Genomic DNA, 17,489 nt, shown 5'->3' with positions numbered 1-17,489 from the left:
CCCGCCGCCTTTGCTCCAGGCTATCAGATGGCCATATTGGGTGCCGGTTTCCCTGATCCATACCGAGATGGATCGGGAAGCAAAATGGCATCTAGGAGCCGCTGGGTGTAGGCCTGGGTCGGGGCGTGCATGAGGCTTTGGCCTGGGCCTTTTTCAACGATAACGCCGGCCTCGATTACCGCAACGTCATGCGCCAAATATTCGACAACAGCCATATCGTGCGACACAAAAAGAAAGCTTACACCCGTTTCCGCCTGCAGGTCTTTGAGGAGGTTGAGGACCTGCCCCTGGACGGAGAGATCGAGTGCGCTGACCGGCTCATCAAGTATGATCAGTTTGGGTTCGAGCATCAGCGCGCGCGCAATACATAACCTCTGGAGCTGCCCGCCCGAAAAATGGGCCGGATACCGGCTTAGGGCATCTGCCTCCATGCCAACGCGCGCCAAATTTTGGGCAATCCTGTCTTGAGACTTGCCGGCTTGTCCCTGCGCCTGCAGCGGCTCAGCCAGCGACGCACCAATCGTCAATGCGGGATTGAGAGATCCCAAAGGGTCCTGAAAGACCACTTGGATATCGCGCGAAAGACGACGCCGATCGGAGCCAGTCAGCCCATTAAGGGAACGGCCGTCAAAAAGAATGCGGCCTGAGCTAATCGGCGCTAGGCCCAAAATCGCATTGCCCACCGTGCTTTTCCCGGCGCCAGATTCCCCAACCAGCCCAAGGGTTTTCCCGCGGTCAAGTACAAGGGAAACGCCCTTAAGTATGTGGGCGCTACGTCGTCCCCGACCGAAGGTAACGTGTAGATCCTCGATCGATAGGAGGGGTGCGGTCGGGACTGTCATCTAGGAACCTTAAGTTCGTTAAGTCGAATACAACGCACGTGCCTGTCATCGCCATAGGTCTCAAGTTCGATCGGCTTGAGAGCGCAACGGGCAATTCCAAACTGGCACCGCGCCTGGAAGTTGCAGCCCGAGGGGCGCTTGCCTGGTGGCGGGACTTGTCCCGCTATAACCGGCAAGCGCTCTACTCCCCTCTGCCCATGAGGATCAGCTGCTCGCAACGCGCGCGTATAGGGATGTCGGGGATCGAAAAATATGTCGCTGACCCCGGCACTTTCAACGATCTCCCCAGCATAAAACGTGATGACCCTTTCGCACATACGCGCAACCACGCCCCAATCGTGCGTCACCAGGAGGATGGCTAGTCCCTTTTGCTGCTGCAGGGCTTTGAGCAAATTGAGAATCTCGAGCTGTACAGTGACGTCCAGCGCAGTTGTTGGTTCATCTGCCACGAGCAATTGGGGATTGCCAGAAAGCGCGATGGCGATGGCAACCCTCTGGGCCATGCCACCCGATATCTGATGAGGATAAAGTTCTAGTACCTTTGAGGGCTCGCGGATCTGCACAAGATCGAGAAGTTCCATCGCTTTCTCGCGTTCTTTTCCTCGCCGTGCGCCATCATGGAGCGCAATCGCTTCACACAACTGATTTCCAATGGTGAAGGCGGGATCAAGGGCCGCCATGGGTTGCTGGGAAATATAGCCAATGCGCGGGGATGGCACGCCTCTGGCTGGCGGCACCACCTCTCGACCCGCATAGCGAATTGTGCCCTCAACAACGCTGCCATTGGGAAACATATTGAGAATTGCGCGGGCCGCGACGGATTTTCCCGCACCCGATTCACCGACAAGTCCCACGATCTCCCCATGCCGCACCGAAAATGATACGTCTTGGATCAACCAAAGCGGGGTCCCGCGGCCCCCGATCCCAATTGAGAGCCCACTTACCTCGACTAACGGCTGTTGATTGGATATGGCGACAGTGCCAAAACGCGCCCCGGCGCCCGGCATATATCGAACCGAGGGTCGTATCGGGCTACCTCGGCCGATCCTTGTAGTGGCGGCGTCTTGAAACGCGTCACCGACAACCATCACAGCCAAAATCGTGATCGAAATCATGACCACCGGCGGAATGATCATCCAAGTGTCTGTGAATAGGACGGCCGCGCCATCCATCAGAACACTTCCCCACGTGGGTGCTGGTGGCTTGCTGCCCAAGCCCAAAAAGCTCAATCCAACCTGATTTACAATCGCGAGTGCAACCACAATGGCCGATTGCACCATCAAGACAGATCGAAGGCGTCGGGCCAAATGACGCCAGAGAATTGTCCACGTCCCAACCCCCGCAAGACGCGCAGCCAAAACATAGCGCTCCTCTGAAATCGACATTGTTGCCGCCCGCACAACCCGGAACATTGCGGCCGACGCCAGCACGCCGAAAAGGATCATGGCCGCATGAATGTTGCCTTCAAACACCGCCAACACAGCGAGCAATACGGCAATCGCCGGAACCGACTGCAACATGTCGGCGATCGCCGAAAGGATGGAGTCCAAACGCCCACGTACATATCCAGCCGCCAACCCCGCGGTGACGCCAAGTCCAAAGGCGATTAGAAGGGCCTCACTCGCCCCCAACATGACTTCCCTGGCGCCGTAGATTAGACGCGCAAAGATGTCGCGCCCCAATTGATCACTCCCGAGCCAAAAGTGTTCGCCCGGTGGCATTTTGGCGCCGAGTAGGTTTTGTCGGAGGGGATCCCCAACACCGATAAAGTCCGCGAAGACGGCACCAAGCGCCAGTAGCCCAAGATAACCGAGTGCTATCACACCGCGGATTGGCAAGCCGAGACCGGTTCTGACCGTAGACTTGGTTCGGGCCGGCTTATGCGTAAGAACCATGTCGCTCATGCCTCGGCAGTCCTCAGTTTTGGGTTGAGCGCGCCATAGGCCAAATCAAGCAGGAAATTTGCTATGACAACTGCAAGGGTGAAGATGACAGCGACGCCCTGGACGATCGGCAGGTCACTGCCCGCGGTGGCCATGACCGCAAGACTCCCAAGGCCCGGGATGTAGAACAAGGACTCCACAAGGACCGTACCGCTCAGCATGGCGGAAAAAATCACCCCCACGCTCGCAAGTATCGGAAGCGCTGAGTTCTTCAAAGCGTGCTTGAAAATGATGGATCGCCGAGAAAACCCATTGGCAATCAAATTAAACGTATATTCGCTCTGCAATGCGTCCGAAAACGAGGCCTTCACTTGCTGGGCAAGGATGCCAACTGCAAAAAAGGACAGACACACGACCGGAAGGATCATCGATCTTGCCCAACCGAGCAACGAGACATCGGGAGCCACATAGCCCCCCGGTGGCAAGAGCCGAAACATCACAGCAAAGATCGCTGTAAGGCAAACGCCAAGGACAAAATTGGGTACGGCCATCCCAAACAGAGAGAGCAAGTCCACGATCCGTCCGAGCCGCCCCCCAAATACCGCGCCAGCGATGCCAAGGATAAGCCCAAAAACAACCGTCACAACCATGGTGAGTGAAACCAGCGAGACCGTGGGCCCTAATCGTTGCGTCACTGCTGTCAAAACCGGCTGCCCATTGATCAAGGACCGCCCAAGATCTCCCTCAAAGGCGCCAACGAGCCAATGCCAGTATCGGACGAGTACGGGATCGTTCAGCCCGAGCGCTTCGCGCAACGCGGCATATTGCTCAGGCGTGGCATTGGACCCCAAAATGGTGCGCGCCGCGTCACCAGGACTTAGGGAAACGAGTACAAAAGTAAGCATGGAAACGAGGATCAGCAAAGGCAGGGCCATCGCTAGACGGTAGAGAATAAGGCGTTTCATTGCGGCTTTGCCGCCTCCCTTGGCGTTCGGCCGGGGCAGCAACGCGCCCCGGCATACAGCGAATGACGTTGAATTGGATTAACCCGCCGCGGGCTCCACGAGCGTAGCATTGGGATAGGTCAGCGAATTGTTGACGTTCTCCACATGCCTACCGTGAGCAAGAATCTCGCCGCTGCGCATCAAAGGTGCAAACCATGCTTGGTCAGCGATGATTTCAATAATATCATCATAGAGAGGCCCGGCTTCAGAGGGCGGCGTGCGCGCAATCGTCTCATAAAGCTCATGCATCTCGCGATGAACGGCTCTGAGCGGATTGATCACGCCAGTGGGCGCGATGATCTGCTGGAACATCGAATAGACATCACCTACCCCCCATGCCGCGACAATCACAGGGAAGTTCCCGGACTCAACCCGCTCCGCATAGGCTGGAAAGGTGGTGGCCGTTTCAATGTTGATGGTAATGCCAATTTCGGCCAGCTGGCTGGATACCACCTGACCAATCCGCGACATAAGCGCGTCAAAGGAGGGCACAAGCATGTTCAGGGCAAACCCGTCTTGTGCACCCGCCTCGGCCATCAATGCCTTGGCACCTTCCACATCATAGGGATAAAGCGCTTCAAGCGCCTCATTGTATCCCGGGTGACCAGGCAAAGTGACAAGCGACGTCGGTTCGCTAAAATTGGGCGCCAAGGCTTGAGCAATCAGATCCCGATCCAGCGCCATGTTTATAGCGTGCCGAACGCGCACATCCCCAAGCTCGGGAACAAGCTTGCCGTCACGGTCGATCAGAAACAGGCCGATCCAACCATTGATATTGACGACCGTCTCAAGTCCGGAATTGACCGCTGCCGTACCCGTTTCCGGGTCAACGGCAACAATGTCAGCCTGACCACTGAGCAAGGCTTGCAGGCGCGCGTTGGGATTATCGATCACCTTGACGATGATGCGGTCCCAATGGCGTGACTCCGGTTCAAAATAGTCCGGATTGCGCTCATAAACATATTCCGAGCCTAAAAGCGTTTGTTCGGCAACCAGTCGATAGGGACCGACGCCATCGGTCGTGCTGCCCAAATCCTCGGGTCGCTCTGCAATCGCACGGGGATTGGGCACGCAGCCCCACATACCCCCTTCAGAGAACTGCCAAACCAGATTAGGCGCTGGCCTATTGAGATGGAGCCGTAGCGTATAGGGTGATCGGACTTCGATGCTATCGATGACCGATGCCGTTGCGGCGAACGGTCCACCCGCTCTCACATAATATTCAAGGTAGTCCTTGAGCGCGTTGGCATCAAAAGGCGTGCCATCGGCATAGTTGAGGCCAGAGCGAAGATCGATTTCAAATTCCGTGTTGTCCGAAGCGGTGTAGCGCAAATCCTCGGCCAAGCGCGGTGTTACCTTCCCATCGACGTCGATGTGAACAAGCCCTTCATATGCTGGCGACACAAAAATCTCGTTGACGCCACCACCATTGCGCGCGGGATCAAGGCTTATGGGCGGCGTTGCGACCGCTACCGTCAGTGTGCCGCCCGCCTGCTGAGCGCGAAGCGGACCGGCTCCCGACAAAATCGCCGCGAGCGTTCCGCCAGATACCATAAGATTAAAGTTGCGCCGATTTAGCGTCGGTCCGGACCGATTGTTTCCTGCTTGCATTGATATCCTCCCCTTTTGACCGCTTTGTCTCGACCCGAATCCGGATCGCACGGCCACTCACAATTAAGTTCTATTATGAACTTATTTAGGGAGTCAACGCTTCATGTCATTCGATTAAGTGCGTTTGTGAACTTAGTTTATGCGCTTCTGGTAAATGGCTTTTCTCTTAACACGAGCCCAACAGCGCCTAGTGTTGAGTCTCGGTTGTTGGAGAAGGTGCCAGCGACAATAGGGGTTACTGACCCGCCATCGGTCTGGTCACGGATGTGAAAATGGCGGTCAAAACTTTCTTGCATCGCGCGCAGAAACACCTCGCCCGCCAAGACATAGCGGCCGCCGACCACGATAAGCGGCGGGTTGAGTACAGCGCAGATTCCGGCAAGCGCACGTCCGGCCGCAGCCGCAGCGTCCGATATTAATCGCACGCAGCCTGGATCGCCCTCCTGCGCACGACCTGCGATCTGCGGAAACGTAATGTTCTCACCAAAAAGGGCACGCGCTGGTCGCACGATCGCGTCCCAGCGCATCATGGCTTCCAGACAGCCCCGACTCCCGCATGTGCATAGCGGTCCGTCAGGATCGACCATGAAATGGCCAATCTCTCCCGCGGCCCCTAGCGCGCCCCGAAGCACGCGCCCATCAACAATGACCGCGCCACCGACCCCTTCATCGAACTTTGCATATAAGAAATCTTGCTGCCCCAGCGCTGCGCCCCACGTCATCTCTGCAATGGCCGCGCAATTGGACTCATTGTCGGCAATCACTGGCACATCAAACCGCTTGGCAAAATGGGCACCGATGTCGAGATCGACCCAATTGGGCAAGAGTGTTGATCGCAGCATGACGCCAGTGCGGTGATTGAAAGGGCCCGGCATGGCCAATCCTACCCCCAGTAGCGTCTCGCGCTGCAAGCCCGTTGCGGCATAGGCCTGCTGCACCAGCTCGGCGACCGCCTCAACCCCTTGATCGACCGAGTAGTTAGGCTTGATTTCCACTGAACGCTCGTCTCGGATGCCATGCGCCGCGTCAACAAGCGCGATGCCAATAAAGTCAGGGCCCGGCAGTACGCCAACGCTCGTGCCTGCCTGGGGATTGAGCGAGAGTTGTACCGCAGGCCTTCCTCGGCTAGATGCGCGAGCGTCTTTACTCGGCTCAGGCTCGATGATGACGCTCGCGTCCTTGAGCTCAGCAACAAGGGCAGACATCGTCGACTTTGCCAATCCCGTGTGCCGCGAGAGCTCGATCGCACTGGCCGAGCCACGCTCGGCCAAAGCGCGTACGACCTTGTACGCAGGCGCTCCAACATCTTCCGATAGAAAAATCTTAATTAGTTCATTGCTGGACATAAATAATCGCCAACCCCGATTGACTCGCGTTAATAGTTCACCCTAGAACTAAATGATTGTCAGGAGATTGGGAAGCCGTTCAGTCAGGCTTCCTATGGGGAGGAAGATTATGCTTCGTTCAGGCGCATTGCTTATCGCTACATCGCTCGTCACCATAATGGCCGTGGGGCCTGCCAGTTTGGCACAAGAAAGCGCACAGCCTCAAATCATCATGGTCTCGGGACCTCTGTTCGATCCCTTCTTCAGTGCGCTGAAAAAGGGCGCGGATGATGCCGCGACTCATCTGGGTATCACCTACCAGTATTCCACCGTTCAAGACGTCAACAATGTGCAGGCCGACATGGCACGCGTTGTTGACCAGGCCGTAGCCGTTGAGCCAGATGCGCTGGTCGTTGGCAATTTCTTTCCCGATGCACAAAACCCGATCATTCGGCGCGCGGCGGCCCAGGGGATCCCCGTCATCATCCAGGATGGAGGTTTTGCCAGCTGGCAGGAGAATGGCGCCATAAGCTATGTGGGCTACAATCCCGAGGAAGTGGGACTCCAAGCCGGCGCATTCCATCGCGATCATGGCGTAGAGAACGCGCTCTGCGTCAATCACGTCCCGGGCAACCCGACGCTCGAAGCCGCATGTACAGCGTTCCTGAGTGTTATTGAGGAAGCAGGTGGGAAAGGCCGGGTGCTGACCATCGCGCTACAGGACGCCCAGAACCCCCAAGCCAATCTCCAAGCCATGCGGGGCGCGCTCGAGTCCGATCCCACGATCGATGGCATCATGACGCTTGGGGGCACCCAGGCAAGCCTTGCAGCTCAAGCGGCCGACGAAGCCGGCTATGGAGCAGGCGAAATCATCATTGGCGGCTCAGGTCTGACGACACAAGTGCTCGAAAAGGTGCGGGACGGTGAAGTGGCCTTCGCTATCGATCTCCAGCCTTATTTGAGCGGCTATTATGGCTTGCTCCTTGCCTATCACAAGGTCGTCTATGACCTCGTGCCTGCCGAGCCTGTGATCATCGGCCCGCGCTTTGTATTCGCCGATGAGGCGCAGCCAATCCTCGACATCAACGCTCAATACACAGGCATCCGCGGCATCAATTGATCCGGTCGGCGGACCCTATGGCGATCCGGCGCTTTGGGTGCCGGATCGCCCCTTAAGTCTCTTTGAAGGCGTCCCAATGCTCAATCCCAATATTCTTAAATCGACATCTTCGGAAAGTCGGAACGCGCCATCCTCCCAATGGCGACGCCTCGTGGTCCGCCCCGAGGCCGGTGTGGCGATCGCATTGATCGTGATCTTCGTTTTCTTTGCGATCGCCACGTCCCATACCCGTTTTCTTTCGTTTAACGGTCAAGCTGCCTGGCTCAATATCGCCTCGCAACTCGGCATCATCGCCCTTGCGGTAGGTATGCTGATGATGGCAGGCGAACTCGATTTGTCGATCGGATCGGTCTTGGGCGCGAGCTCCATCATGCTGGCCATCGGCTGCACGCTCTTTGGGGTCAATGTCTGGCTCATGATCGGGCTGACATTGGTGAGCGCTGCTGCGATCGGCCTGCTTAACGCCTTTCTCGTCATAAAGACTGGAATTCCCTCCCTGATCGTGACGCTCGCGAGCAATTTCGGGGTGGCTGGAGCAGCGCTTGGCATCTCGCGTTGGCTCACCAATACCACTTCCACTTCGATGGTTTCTGATCCCCTGGCAAATGCCGTGTTTGCAGCACGTTGGGGCCAGGCCAGCATTTCGATCCTCTGGTGGATCGCACTCACCCTTATCGCTTTGTGGGTGTTGCGTCGGACCCCGTTTGGCAATTGGATCTATGCCACTGGGGGAAATCTCGATGGCGCCCGTGGAGCTGGCGTTCCCACCGCCCGCGTTAAGGTGACGCTCTTTGTAACCACGGCACTCGCTGCATCGCTGGTCGGCATTATGCAAACCATCGAGTTTCATTCGGGCAACGCGGCGAACGGTCAAGGTTACGTATTCCAGGCGCCAATCGTGGCCGTCATCGGCGGCGTCCTTCTCACAGGTGGATATGGGTCTGCGGTCGGTATCGCCTTTGGCGCGGCTCTCTATGGCATCATTAGCGTTGGCATTTTCTATTCAGGTTGGAACACCGACTGGATCCAATTGTTCCTAGGCGCCCTTCTTGTTGCTGCCGTCCTGGTCAATAGCCAGTTCCGGCGCCTAGCGCTATCTGCACGGTGAGCCCCATGACAACAGCACTCGTCACCTTGAAGTCAGTTTCCAAGCGCTTTGGCAATATCGTGGCGCTGACCGATGTATCCCTCGATGTCTATCCTGGCGAAATCGTTTGCCTCCTTGGCGACAACGGCGCCGGAAAATCTACGCTCATTCGCATTTTGTCGGGGTATCACGGCGCAAGCACGGGCCGGATGCTGATTAATGGCGTCCCCACCACACTCTCAAGCCCCCGTCAGGCCAGGCAATTGGGCATCGCAACCGTGCACCAAGATGTTGGCACCATTCCTATGATGTCGGTCGGTCGCAATTTCTTTGTTGGCGCTGAACCGACACGCACGATCGGTCCGTTTCGCTGGTTGGACATCGACAAAGCCAACACGATTGCCGTCGAACAAATGCGAATGTTCGGCATTACGCGAGTGAACAGCGGCGACCAACTGGTGGGCACCCTTTCAGGGGGTGAACGCCAGGTTCTGGCCATTGCCCGGGCCATGTATTTCGGGGCCAAGGTGCTCATTCTGGATGAGCCGACTTCCGCTTTGGGCGTGAAAGAGGCCGCCAAGGTCCTCATCATGGTCAAAAAGGCCCGAGAACAAGGCGTTGGCATCATCTTCATTACCCACAATGCGCGCCATGCCGAACTGGTTGGCGATCGATTTGTGGTGCTCGCCCATGGCCGGGTCCTGGCTCGATTTGGCCGCAACGAAAAGACCCGGGACGAAGTCCTGAACCTTATGGCGGGCGGCGAGGCAATCGAGCACCTCCAAGCAGAACTCTCCGCCTTTGAAGACGACATGCGCGCCTGAAAGCGTTGCGCCAACCTTCCCATTTTCGCCTGACTAGAAGGAAACGCCCCTATGGACGAGAAAAAGACCGACCTCGATTGGATCGAGGGCATGATGCGCGTGAGCCAGTTTCATTTTCCCCAAGCGGGGCCTTTCGTTTCAAGCACAGAAGACGAGCCGGACGGCATGGTGCATCTAGGATGGGATCAGAACAAACTCTTCCCTGCCTATCGTGTGACCAATCCTGATGGAAGCACAGAACTTGTGCCCTTCACGCCCCTGGCTCAAACCCCGCCAAAGGGCTATGTCGGGGACTTTTATGTCGATGAATTCACCGACCAAGCCATCAAGATGCGGTGGAAATCCCTTCGGGACCGCGACGCCATGGAGCTCGTTTTCGAGGCACGCCGTGACATCGCCATCCCCCATCAGTTCCGAGCAACCGGAACACTTGATCCTCGCGGGCGGATCGAACCGGAAGGCGATGTGGACCTCAGCACCATTCGCCGACCAGCATTCTTTGGTCAGGCGCCGTTTAATGAACCCATCGCACAAGCAGATGGGGCCACCAGCATCGTCGAGTTCACGGTGCCGCGCGAACCCCATGAAACCATACATTTGGGGCTAAGTGATTCAATCAAGCTTCGCGGCTGGCATCTGCGCGGCCGCGGCGTTCCGGACGGAAAGGGTGGACACGTTCGCGCCGTGGTCGTTGTCAATGCCGGTCGGACCATGGAGACAACGGCAATCCAAGGCAGCAGCGAACCCCCAATATATTGGGAAGACTCCAGGGAAAAATGGATGATCAATCCAACCGGCGTTGGCTTTGCGCAGAACGAATGCTGGGGGCTAGCTGGATGGCGGACCAATCACATTCTCGCCTATTGGAAGGCCGGGTTTGATGTTCTGACTTTCGATAAGCGCGGGCATGGGATCTCAGGCGGCCAAAACGACTCCAATACAAACGAGCAAGCCCAAGACATCTTTAGGGCTCTTGATGCGCTTGAAACTGGAAAGGGCTTGCGAGTTCTAACACCCCGAGGTGAGCTGGTTGAGGGCGATCGCGCCGCAGGTTTGCTCTTAGCGGAAAATACGAGCGCCAAGGACGTGCCTGTGATCATCACCGGGGCGTCACAGGGCTGCATGATCACCTGCTGGGCAATGCACAAGAATTTCGTAGGCGGGTGCGACTTCGAGCGCGGGGACGTCAAGCAAGACGGACCGCTCGGCTACAATGTTCGCGCCGCGATCCTGTTTGCGCCCTTTCCTTCGGGCTTGGGCTATCGCGCGCCCATCGATTCCCTGGTCGAAGCCTCTCGGCGGCTGGACCTCAATGTTCAAATGTTTCTCTCAAGCGAAACACTGGCAACCGTTGATCGCTGGCCGGGTGTCTTTATCGGCCGCGGTCTCTGGGACTATTCTGAATCGCTTGAAGGCTCGCTCGAAATCTATCGCCGCGCCAAAGGTCCAAAGGCCTTCGTCACCGTGCGTGGACCCCACGGCGAAAACGAATGGGGACCAGAAAGCACCGTCTATATGCGCGACCATATGGTCACGTTCGCGCTCAATATCATGGCCGACAAGCCCATGACGGATCTACCCCAGCCACGTTCATTGAGGGAGGCGGTGGAAAATGCTCCGCCCTTTTGGTCATTTGGGGCGCAGCTACCCAACAAGTCTTGAGCGATCACACCGGCATTCGGGCGACCTTCCGGTCGCCCTTTTTTTAATGCCGCATTTCGCGAACGGGCCCAAACAAGGGATCCTTGCAGGATGCGGTTTCGGAGTCGTGGCATCGCGCATGACTGCAGAAACAGGGAACGCCCGGGCGGGGTGTATTTGCGCTCGGGTAGCATGCGCCGCGCTTCTGTCGAAAGAATCTCGCAGCCCGTGGGTTGAAACGCAATCACCAACGTCGAAAAGCGCTCATGCAGAGACGCAATGTCGATACCGAGACAAAGTATATTGGCTGGCCATTGATGGAGAACGAGCCATAATACTGTCAAAGGAGTGGTCGTGGGAGGTACCGTCGCGCTGTTTTAAGGGCAGTCGATACAATAAATCGTCAGGAAAATAGGGGGCGCATAAGGCCACGAATTGTAACCTGACTTCCCAAATAGGCCGGCGTGTGAATCCTCACAGCTCTAATTTCTCTTCCAATCGTGCCAGTAGGTCGGCGTGTTTACGCGGGTTAGACTGCTTTAGCCTACGAATGTTCTCAAGCTTCCATCTCACGGCGGGCATGTACTGCAGTGAGGGAAACGGCAGGAGGCTCCAGTCGGGTTCTCCAGCTTTCAGACCGATGAGAAAATCCCGCTCCGTTCCTGTCAGGCTTTTAGGCAACGCCTCGAACTGCCAGATGCGGGTTTCCTCAAGTGCTTCCAGGCCGACTTCATCCCGCGTCATGCCGACAAAGTCATTGCGATAGGTGGCCTCGAGCGGTTGCGGGTTCGGCGTCAGGATTTCGTTGACAGGGCGATTGTGGGCAGCGACATAGGCGACGAATGTCTGGCGTATGTCGGTGGTCAGCCCTTCGTTCTGGCGTAGCAGCAGGCAATCGAACCAGTCGCGCGGGTGCTGTCGATCCATCGCGGCGACACGTTTGCTGCCATAGAGTTCCGCAGGCGCCAGGATCGGCAGCCTGAGGGAGCGCTTGAATTCATCCGCCGCCGATGCGCAGAGTTCGGCCGGGAGCGTGGGCAGCAGCGTGCCGCGACCGACCGGGTTGACCTCAACTTTGACCTCGGAACGACCCCGGCGCACAAACAGCTTAATATCGCCGGTGCCGGTCGATGCTTGCCGCCTGACGGCAAGTCCGCGCCGCTCCAGCTCGGTCGCTGCCCGATCCAGTGCCTGGGATATGGCGCCGAGCGCTTCCTCGCGAACACGATCTCCGTGAATATAGACCACGTCGATATCAACCGAGAGCCTGGGCATGTCGCGGTGAAAAAGATTGATGGCCGTGCCGCCCTTCATGGCGAAATCCCCACCCCGAAAGATGAGTGGTGCGACATCAAGCAGAAGCTGCACGGTCTCGAAATAGCGTTTGTCCACGGTTAGGTCCTGATCGTGCCGGTTGCGTGGCGGCGTACATAGGGCGTGGCCGATCCGGCGCGGATCCGGGTCCTGTCGAGTTCCTCCATGATGGGGAGGGAGGCCTGTTTGGCGAGGTTCAGGAAAAGCCGCACCGCCTTGATGCTGCGACAACTTTCCAGAAGCGGTTGCATCAGCGTCGCGCGCAGACCGAACAGGCTTTCGACGAGATGGGTAGCCTCTTCCAGCGTTTGATGTTGCGGGACCCCCCACAGCATTTCCAGAACGGCGCGTTCAGGTTCGGCAACCCGCAGACTCGCCATGTCGCGCCACAGCGCAACGCCCTGGGCATGATCGTCAAAAAGGTGACGCTTCCGCACTGTGAGCGGAAAATGCGCCTGCATCCATTCAGGCAAACGGAACGGGCCTTGCGCGAAAAGTTCGGTATCGGGGCGATGGGCAAGATTGTGCTGGTAACCGTGCCAGGCGAGCGCTGTCTTGCCGCCGATATGGAAATTGCCCGGCAAGGCCTCCAGGGAAAGGAGCAGTACCGGTTCATCTCCAGCGCGCAGGAACCAGCCATGCCCGAGCCTGACGAGCCAACCCGCCTGAACGTAGTGATAGGCTAGCTGCGCCGACACGCCCTGCTCGGCGAGCCAGGCCGCTGTCAGCGGCTGGCCCGGTCGGGCATGTGTCAGCACCTGTTTCAGAAGTCCGTACTTTTCTAAAGTCATACTATATAAATAGGCTGCGTTCTCGCGCTGTCAAGATAGCTGGTTTCAGAAACCTCTTGATTTATAAAGTTTGGCTTTATGAATCACAGCATTAGGGTCATCGATGCGTTGGGCTCGTTTAGCCACAACTGAGCGACTCTAGAATCATCCGTTTTCAGCTGACGTCAGACGATTCCGTTTCGGGGCGATCTTCTGCCGAAGATGAAGGATGAACAATAAACAGTTCCCGCCGTCGAACCAGACAGCGAAAGTCCGCTTCAAAAGCCAGCTTTCGGGTTCCAAGCCCATCCCAAGCAATAGTCCCAGCATTTGGACGATCTCCATCAGCCCCTATCGACCAAGTGATGTGAAATTTCACATGCATTCTTGACAAACTAATTAACTTACCTAATTATCTAACCACACTACCTACGGGAGGCGCTGGTGAAGCAAAACATCCAATTCGAACGCACGGTGGGACGGGAGGAGCTTTTGATCGCTGGCAAGGACGACGCATTCCGCGAGATGGTCCACAACCTCCTGGCCTTTGCCGCTCGTCTCGAGCAAATCCGAGCCCGTTTCGGTGGCTTTGTCGGCTTATCCGGCGTTCAATACACGCTGCTGATCAGCGTTAGGCAGCTGCAAGGCGATGTTGGCGTGGGGGTAAAAGCGCTCGCCGATCATCTCGCCTTCTCTGCCCCTTTCGTTACCAGCGAAACCACCAAGCTGGTCAAACTCGGGCTGATCACCAAAACACCCAACCCAGATGATCAGCGCCGTGTGCACCTCAAAATTTCGCCCAAAGGCGTCGACCTGCTTGGCCAACTGGCGCCCGTCCAGCAGGAGGTCAACGATTTGTTGTTCGAGCCGGTAACCGGCGAGAACTTTGCCGAAGTTCGCGCCCTTGCCGGTGCGCTGCGATCGAGTGCGGAAAAAGCCGTCCTCCTCTCGGACTATTTGATTGGGACCGAGAGGGCAGATCAATGAGCGCTTTGGAAAAACCAGCTCTTGATGGACGCGCCTTTCGGCATGCGCTTGGTCAGTTTCCAACCGGTGTCTGTGTCGTGACCTGTCGCGGCAAGGACGAGGATATTGGCATGACCATGAGCTCGTTTAATTCGCTCTCGCTCGATCCACCGCTTGTTCTTTTCAGTGTCGACCGACGCGCGATGAGCCTACCGCAATGGGAGGCCGCAGGCGGCTATGCGATCAATGTTTTGGCTGACAACCAGCAAGCGATTTCCAACCGCTTTGCGCGCGCCGGCACCAATAAGTGGGAGGGCGCGCATTTCGAGCGCGGCTTCGCAGACGCCCCCGTATTAACCGGCGTGGCCGCTGCCTTCGAATGCCGCCGCTGGGCGACCCATGATGGCGGCGATCATGTGCTCTTTGTCGCCGAAGTTGTGCGCCTGAAATCGGCTCCCGACCGACAACCCCTCGTCTTTTCCAAAGGCCGCTACGCACGGCTCGAGCAAACAACAGACGTGGCCCCCTGGCCGCTCGATATTCACTACTGACACAATGGAGGAACTCGCCATGGTGAAAACTGGCGCACAGCATATCGCCTCGCTGTTGATTTCCACTGAGAAGTGACCCGGTTTTGGGGGGTATTTTCACTGAGAACTGACCCATGTTTGAACGCTATCCTGCTCGTTTTGGGCGGGAGTTTATGGAGTGTTGGACATGGCGTTTTTGAGCGTTATCCGGCGCTGGCATTTCCGAGACGGCCTATCGATCCGGGAGATTGCACGGCGCACGGGTTTGTCCCGGAATACCATCCGCAAATACCTCAGGGCTGAGGCTGTCGAGCCGAAGTTTCGTGTTCCCGATCGACCGAGCAAGATCGATCTTTTCGCCGAGAAGCTTTCCGCTTGGCTGCGGTCTGAGAGCCGCAAGCCGCGCAAACAGAAGCGCACCATCAAGCAGATCCACGCTGATCTCGTGGCTTTGGGCTTCGATGGCTCTTACGGCCGTGTGGCAGCCTTTGCCCGCCGTTGGAAAGAGGAGCGCCTGCGCGAACAGAACACGACCGGAAGGGGCGTGTTCGTTCCTCTGGCCTTTGATCCCGGAGAGGCCTTCCAGTTCGACTGGAGCGAGGACTGGGCGCAGATTGGAGGGGAGCGCATCAAGCTTCAGGTGGCCCACACCAAGCTCTGCTACAGCCGAGCCTTTGTCGTGAGAGCCTATGTGCTCCAGACCCACGAGATGCTGTTTGATGCCCATAACCAGGCCTTCAAGGCTTTTGGTGGCGTTCCGCGTCGGGGGATCTACGACAATATGCGAAGTGCGGTCGACAAGGTCGGGCGCGGCAAGGTGCGTCAGGTCAATGCCCGGTTCTCGGCCATGGCTAGCCACTTTCTGTTCGAGCCCGAGTTCTGCAATCCCGCAGCCGGCTGGGAAAAGGGAATGGTGGAAAAGAACGTGCAGGATGTTCGTCACCGGCTCTTCCAACCCCTGCCGCGTGCAAACTCGCTCAATGAGTTGAACCTCTGGCTCGAGCAGCGCTGCGTGGCCCTATGGGAAGAGATGGCTCATGGCACCGAACCGGGAACGGTTGCCGATGCATGGAGGGTTGAAGCCCAATATCTGATGGCCGTGCCGCGGGCCTTCGATGGGTTTGTTGAGCACACCAAGCGCGTCTCGCCCACCTGCCTGGTTCACCTCGAGCGCGTGCGCTATAGCGTACCCGCCTCGTTTGCCAACAGACCCGTCAGCGTCAGGGTCTATCCAGACCGCATCGTTGTTGTCGCCGAAGGGCAAATTGTTTGCGAGCACACGCGGATCATCGAGCGGCATCATGGGGCCGGGCAAACTGTTTATGATTGGCGTCATTACCTGGCCGTGATCCAGCGCAAGCCCGGTGCATTGCGCAATGGTGCACCCTTTGCCGAACTGCCGGCAGCGTTCCGTCACCTCCAGACCCATCTTTTGGGCAAACCCGGTGGTGATCGGGAGATGGTCGAGATTCTGGCCCTCGTTCTTCATCATGATGAACAGGCAGTGCTCGCAGCTGTCGAGATGGCGCTCGACGCCGGGGTGCCCACAAAGACCCATATTCTCAATCTGCTGCACAGGCTCATCGATGCCAAACCGGGAACCGTTCCTCCGGTCCAGGCGCCGCAGGCGCTTGCCCTGAGCAAGGAGCCGCAGGCCAATGTCGAACGCTACGACACCCTTCGCACTGATCGGGAGGTGCGCCATGCGTCATGATCCGGCAAGTGCAGCTCTGGTCATCATGCTCAAGAGCCTTAAAATGGCAGGCATGGCTCAGGCGGTCAGTGAACTCACCGAGCAGGGTTCTCCAGCCTTTGAGGCGGCTGTGCCCATCCTCTCGCAATTGCTCAAGGCTGAGATGGCCGAACGCGAGACGAAGTCGATCGCCTATCAGCTCAAGGTCGCCCGCTTTCCCACCTATAAGGATCTCTCGGGCTTTGAGTTTACCAGCAGCGAGGTCAATGAAGCTCTGGTGCGTCAGCTCCATATCGGCGCCTTCATCGAGAAAGCCGACAACGTCGTCCTCCTGGGTGGTCCGGGAACAGGCAAGACCCACATCGCAACGGCCCTGGGCATTCAAGCCATCGAGCATCATCGCAAACGGGTGCGCTTCTTCTCAACCGTTGAGCTGGTCAATGCGCTCGAACAGGAAAAAGCCCAGGGCAAGGCCGGTCAGATCGCCAACAGGCTCATTCATTCCGACCTGGTCATTCTCGATGAGCTCGGATACCTGCCGTTCAGCGCGTCTGGAGGCGCCTTGCTCTTCCATCTGCTCTCAAGGCTTTACGAGCGCACCAGCGTCATCATCACCACCAATCTGAGCTTTGCCGAATGGGCCAGCGTGTTCGGGGATCCCAAAATGACAACGGCATTGCTCGACAGGCTCACCCATCATTGCCACATCCTCGAAACCGGCAATGACAGCTTCCGGTTCAAAAACAGCTCGGCGAAAACCGACAAAACCAAAAAGGAGAAAACACCGAACTTGACCACGTGACCGAACCCAAATCATATCAATGAAGCGGGTCAATTCTCGGTGAAAAAACCGGGTCACTTCTCAATGGAAATCAACAG

Annotated in this window: 15 protein-coding genes; 8 read left to right on the top strand and 7 right to left on the bottom strand. The window is 57.4% G+C overall.

The features are described from left to right. Positions 1–23: 23 nt before the first annotated feature. The 5 genes from EO133_RS18610 to EO133_RS18590 all read right to left on the bottom strand — a co-directional run bounded on the left by EO133_RS18610 (position 24) and on the right by EO133_RS18590 (position 6,686). On the bottom strand, positions 24–842 hold the full coding sequence (locus EO133_RS18610) for an ATP-binding cassette domain-containing protein (RefSeq protein ID WP_127074152.1): 819 nt from the start codon (positions 840–842) through the stop codon (positions 24–26). Next, entirely contained in the window at positions 839–2,746 is a 1,908-nt protein-coding gene (locus EO133_RS18605; protein WP_127074151.1) for a dipeptide/oligopeptide/nickel ABC transporter permease/ATP-binding protein, read from the bottom strand. Before EO133_RS18605 ends, EO133_RS18610 begins: the two co-directional genes overlap by 4 nt. Continuing rightward, the gene (locus EO133_RS18600; protein ID WP_127074150.1) at positions 2,743–3,690 is read right to left on the bottom strand and encodes an ABC transporter permease; all 948 of its coding nucleotides are present in this window, start codon (positions 3,688–3,690) and stop codon (positions 2,743–2,745) included. The genes EO133_RS18605 and EO133_RS18600 overlap by 4 nt, the downstream gene beginning before the upstream one ends. Positions 3,691–3,768: 78 nt before the next feature. Continuing rightward, a complete protein-coding gene (locus tag EO133_RS18595) occupies positions 3,769–5,340 on the bottom strand; it encodes an ABC transporter substrate-binding protein (RefSeq protein ID WP_127074149.1) in 1,572 nt (523 codons plus the stop codon). Between the two features lie 137 nt (positions 5,341–5,477). After that, positions 5,478–6,686, bottom strand: a complete 1,209-nt coding sequence (locus EO133_RS18590) for an ROK family transcriptional regulator (RefSeq protein WP_127074148.1) — start codon at positions 6,684–6,686, stop codon at positions 5,478–5,480. Between the two features lie 109 nt (positions 6,687–6,795). Between EO133_RS18590 and EO133_RS18585 the strand changes: the two genes are divergently transcribed. Genes EO133_RS18585 through EO133_RS18570 form a run of 4 tightly spaced genes read left to right on the top strand, consistent with a single transcriptional unit; the run spans position 6,796 to position 11,358 of the window. Next, positions 6,796–7,785, top strand: a complete 990-nt coding sequence (locus EO133_RS18585; protein ID WP_164735100.1) for a substrate-binding domain-containing protein — start codon at positions 6,796–6,798, stop codon at positions 7,783–7,785. Then, a complete protein-coding gene (locus tag EO133_RS18580; protein WP_206513550.1) occupies positions 7,724–8,893 on the top strand; it encodes an ABC transporter permease in 1,170 nt (389 codons plus the stop codon). Before EO133_RS18585 ends, EO133_RS18580 begins: the two co-directional genes overlap by 62 nt. A gap of 5 nt (positions 8,894–8,898) precedes the next feature. Next, entirely contained in the window at positions 8,899–9,696 is a 798-nt protein-coding gene (locus EO133_RS18575; protein WP_127074145.1) for an ATP-binding cassette domain-containing protein, read from the top strand. A 51-nt stretch (positions 9,697–9,747) separates the two neighbouring features. After that, positions 9,748–11,358 carry an alpha/beta fold hydrolase gene (locus tag EO133_RS18570; RefSeq protein ID WP_127074144.1) on the top strand — a complete coding sequence of 537 codons (1,611 nt, stop codon included), beginning with the start codon at positions 9,748–9,750 and terminating at the stop codon, positions 11,356–11,358. A gap of 453 nt (positions 11,359–11,811) precedes the next feature. Here the strand turns inward: EO133_RS18570 and EO133_RS18565 are convergent, their stop codons facing one another. After that, positions 11,812–12,729: a nucleotidyl transferase AbiEii/AbiGii toxin family protein gene (locus tag EO133_RS18565; protein WP_127074143.1), complete on the bottom strand. Its 918-nt coding sequence runs from the start codon at positions 12,727–12,729 to the stop codon at positions 11,812–11,814. Positions 12,730–12,731: 2 nt separating this feature from the next. Next, positions 12,732–13,442, bottom strand: coding sequence for a type IV toxin-antitoxin system AbiEi family antitoxin domain-containing protein (locus tag EO133_RS18560; protein WP_127074142.1), 711 nt, complete (start codon positions 13,440–13,442; stop codon positions 12,732–12,734). Between the two features lie 423 nt (positions 13,443–13,865). On the opposite strand from EO133_RS18560, the gene EO133_RS18555 reads away from it, so the two are divergent. The 4 genes from EO133_RS18555 to istB all read left to right on the top strand — a co-directional run bounded on the left by EO133_RS18555 (position 13,866) and on the right by istB (position 17,412). Further along, the gene (locus EO133_RS18555; protein WP_127074141.1) at positions 13,866–14,408 is read left to right on the top strand and encodes a MarR family winged helix-turn-helix transcriptional regulator; all 543 of its coding nucleotides are present in this window, start codon (positions 13,866–13,868) and stop codon (positions 14,406–14,408) included. Further along, positions 14,405–14,938 (top strand): flavin reductase family protein, encoded by a 534-nt coding sequence (locus tag EO133_RS18550; protein ID WP_127074140.1) that lies wholly within the window; start codon positions 14,405–14,407, stop codon positions 14,936–14,938. Before EO133_RS18555 ends, EO133_RS18550 begins: the two co-directional genes overlap by 4 nt. A gap of 166 nt (positions 14,939–15,104) precedes the next feature. Further along, on the top strand, positions 15,105–16,631 hold the full coding sequence (gene istA / locus EO133_RS18545; protein ID WP_127071377.1) for an IS21 family transposase: 1,527 nt from the start codon (positions 15,105–15,107) through the stop codon (positions 16,629–16,631). Continuing rightward, positions 16,621–17,412: an IS21-like element helper ATPase IstB gene (gene istB, locus EO133_RS18540; RefSeq protein WP_127071376.1), complete on the top strand. Its 792-nt coding sequence runs from the start codon at positions 16,621–16,623 to the stop codon at positions 17,410–17,412. The genes istA and istB overlap by 11 nt, the downstream gene beginning before the upstream one ends. Positions 17,413–17,489 lie beyond the last annotated feature (77 nt).

The organism is Pelagibacterium lentulum, from assembly GCF_003992625.1.
Lineage (GTDB): Bacteria > Pseudomonadota > Alphaproteobacteria > Rhizobiales > Devosiaceae > Pelagibacterium > Pelagibacterium lentulum.
This window is presented reverse-complemented; position numbering and strand designations above follow the sequence as displayed.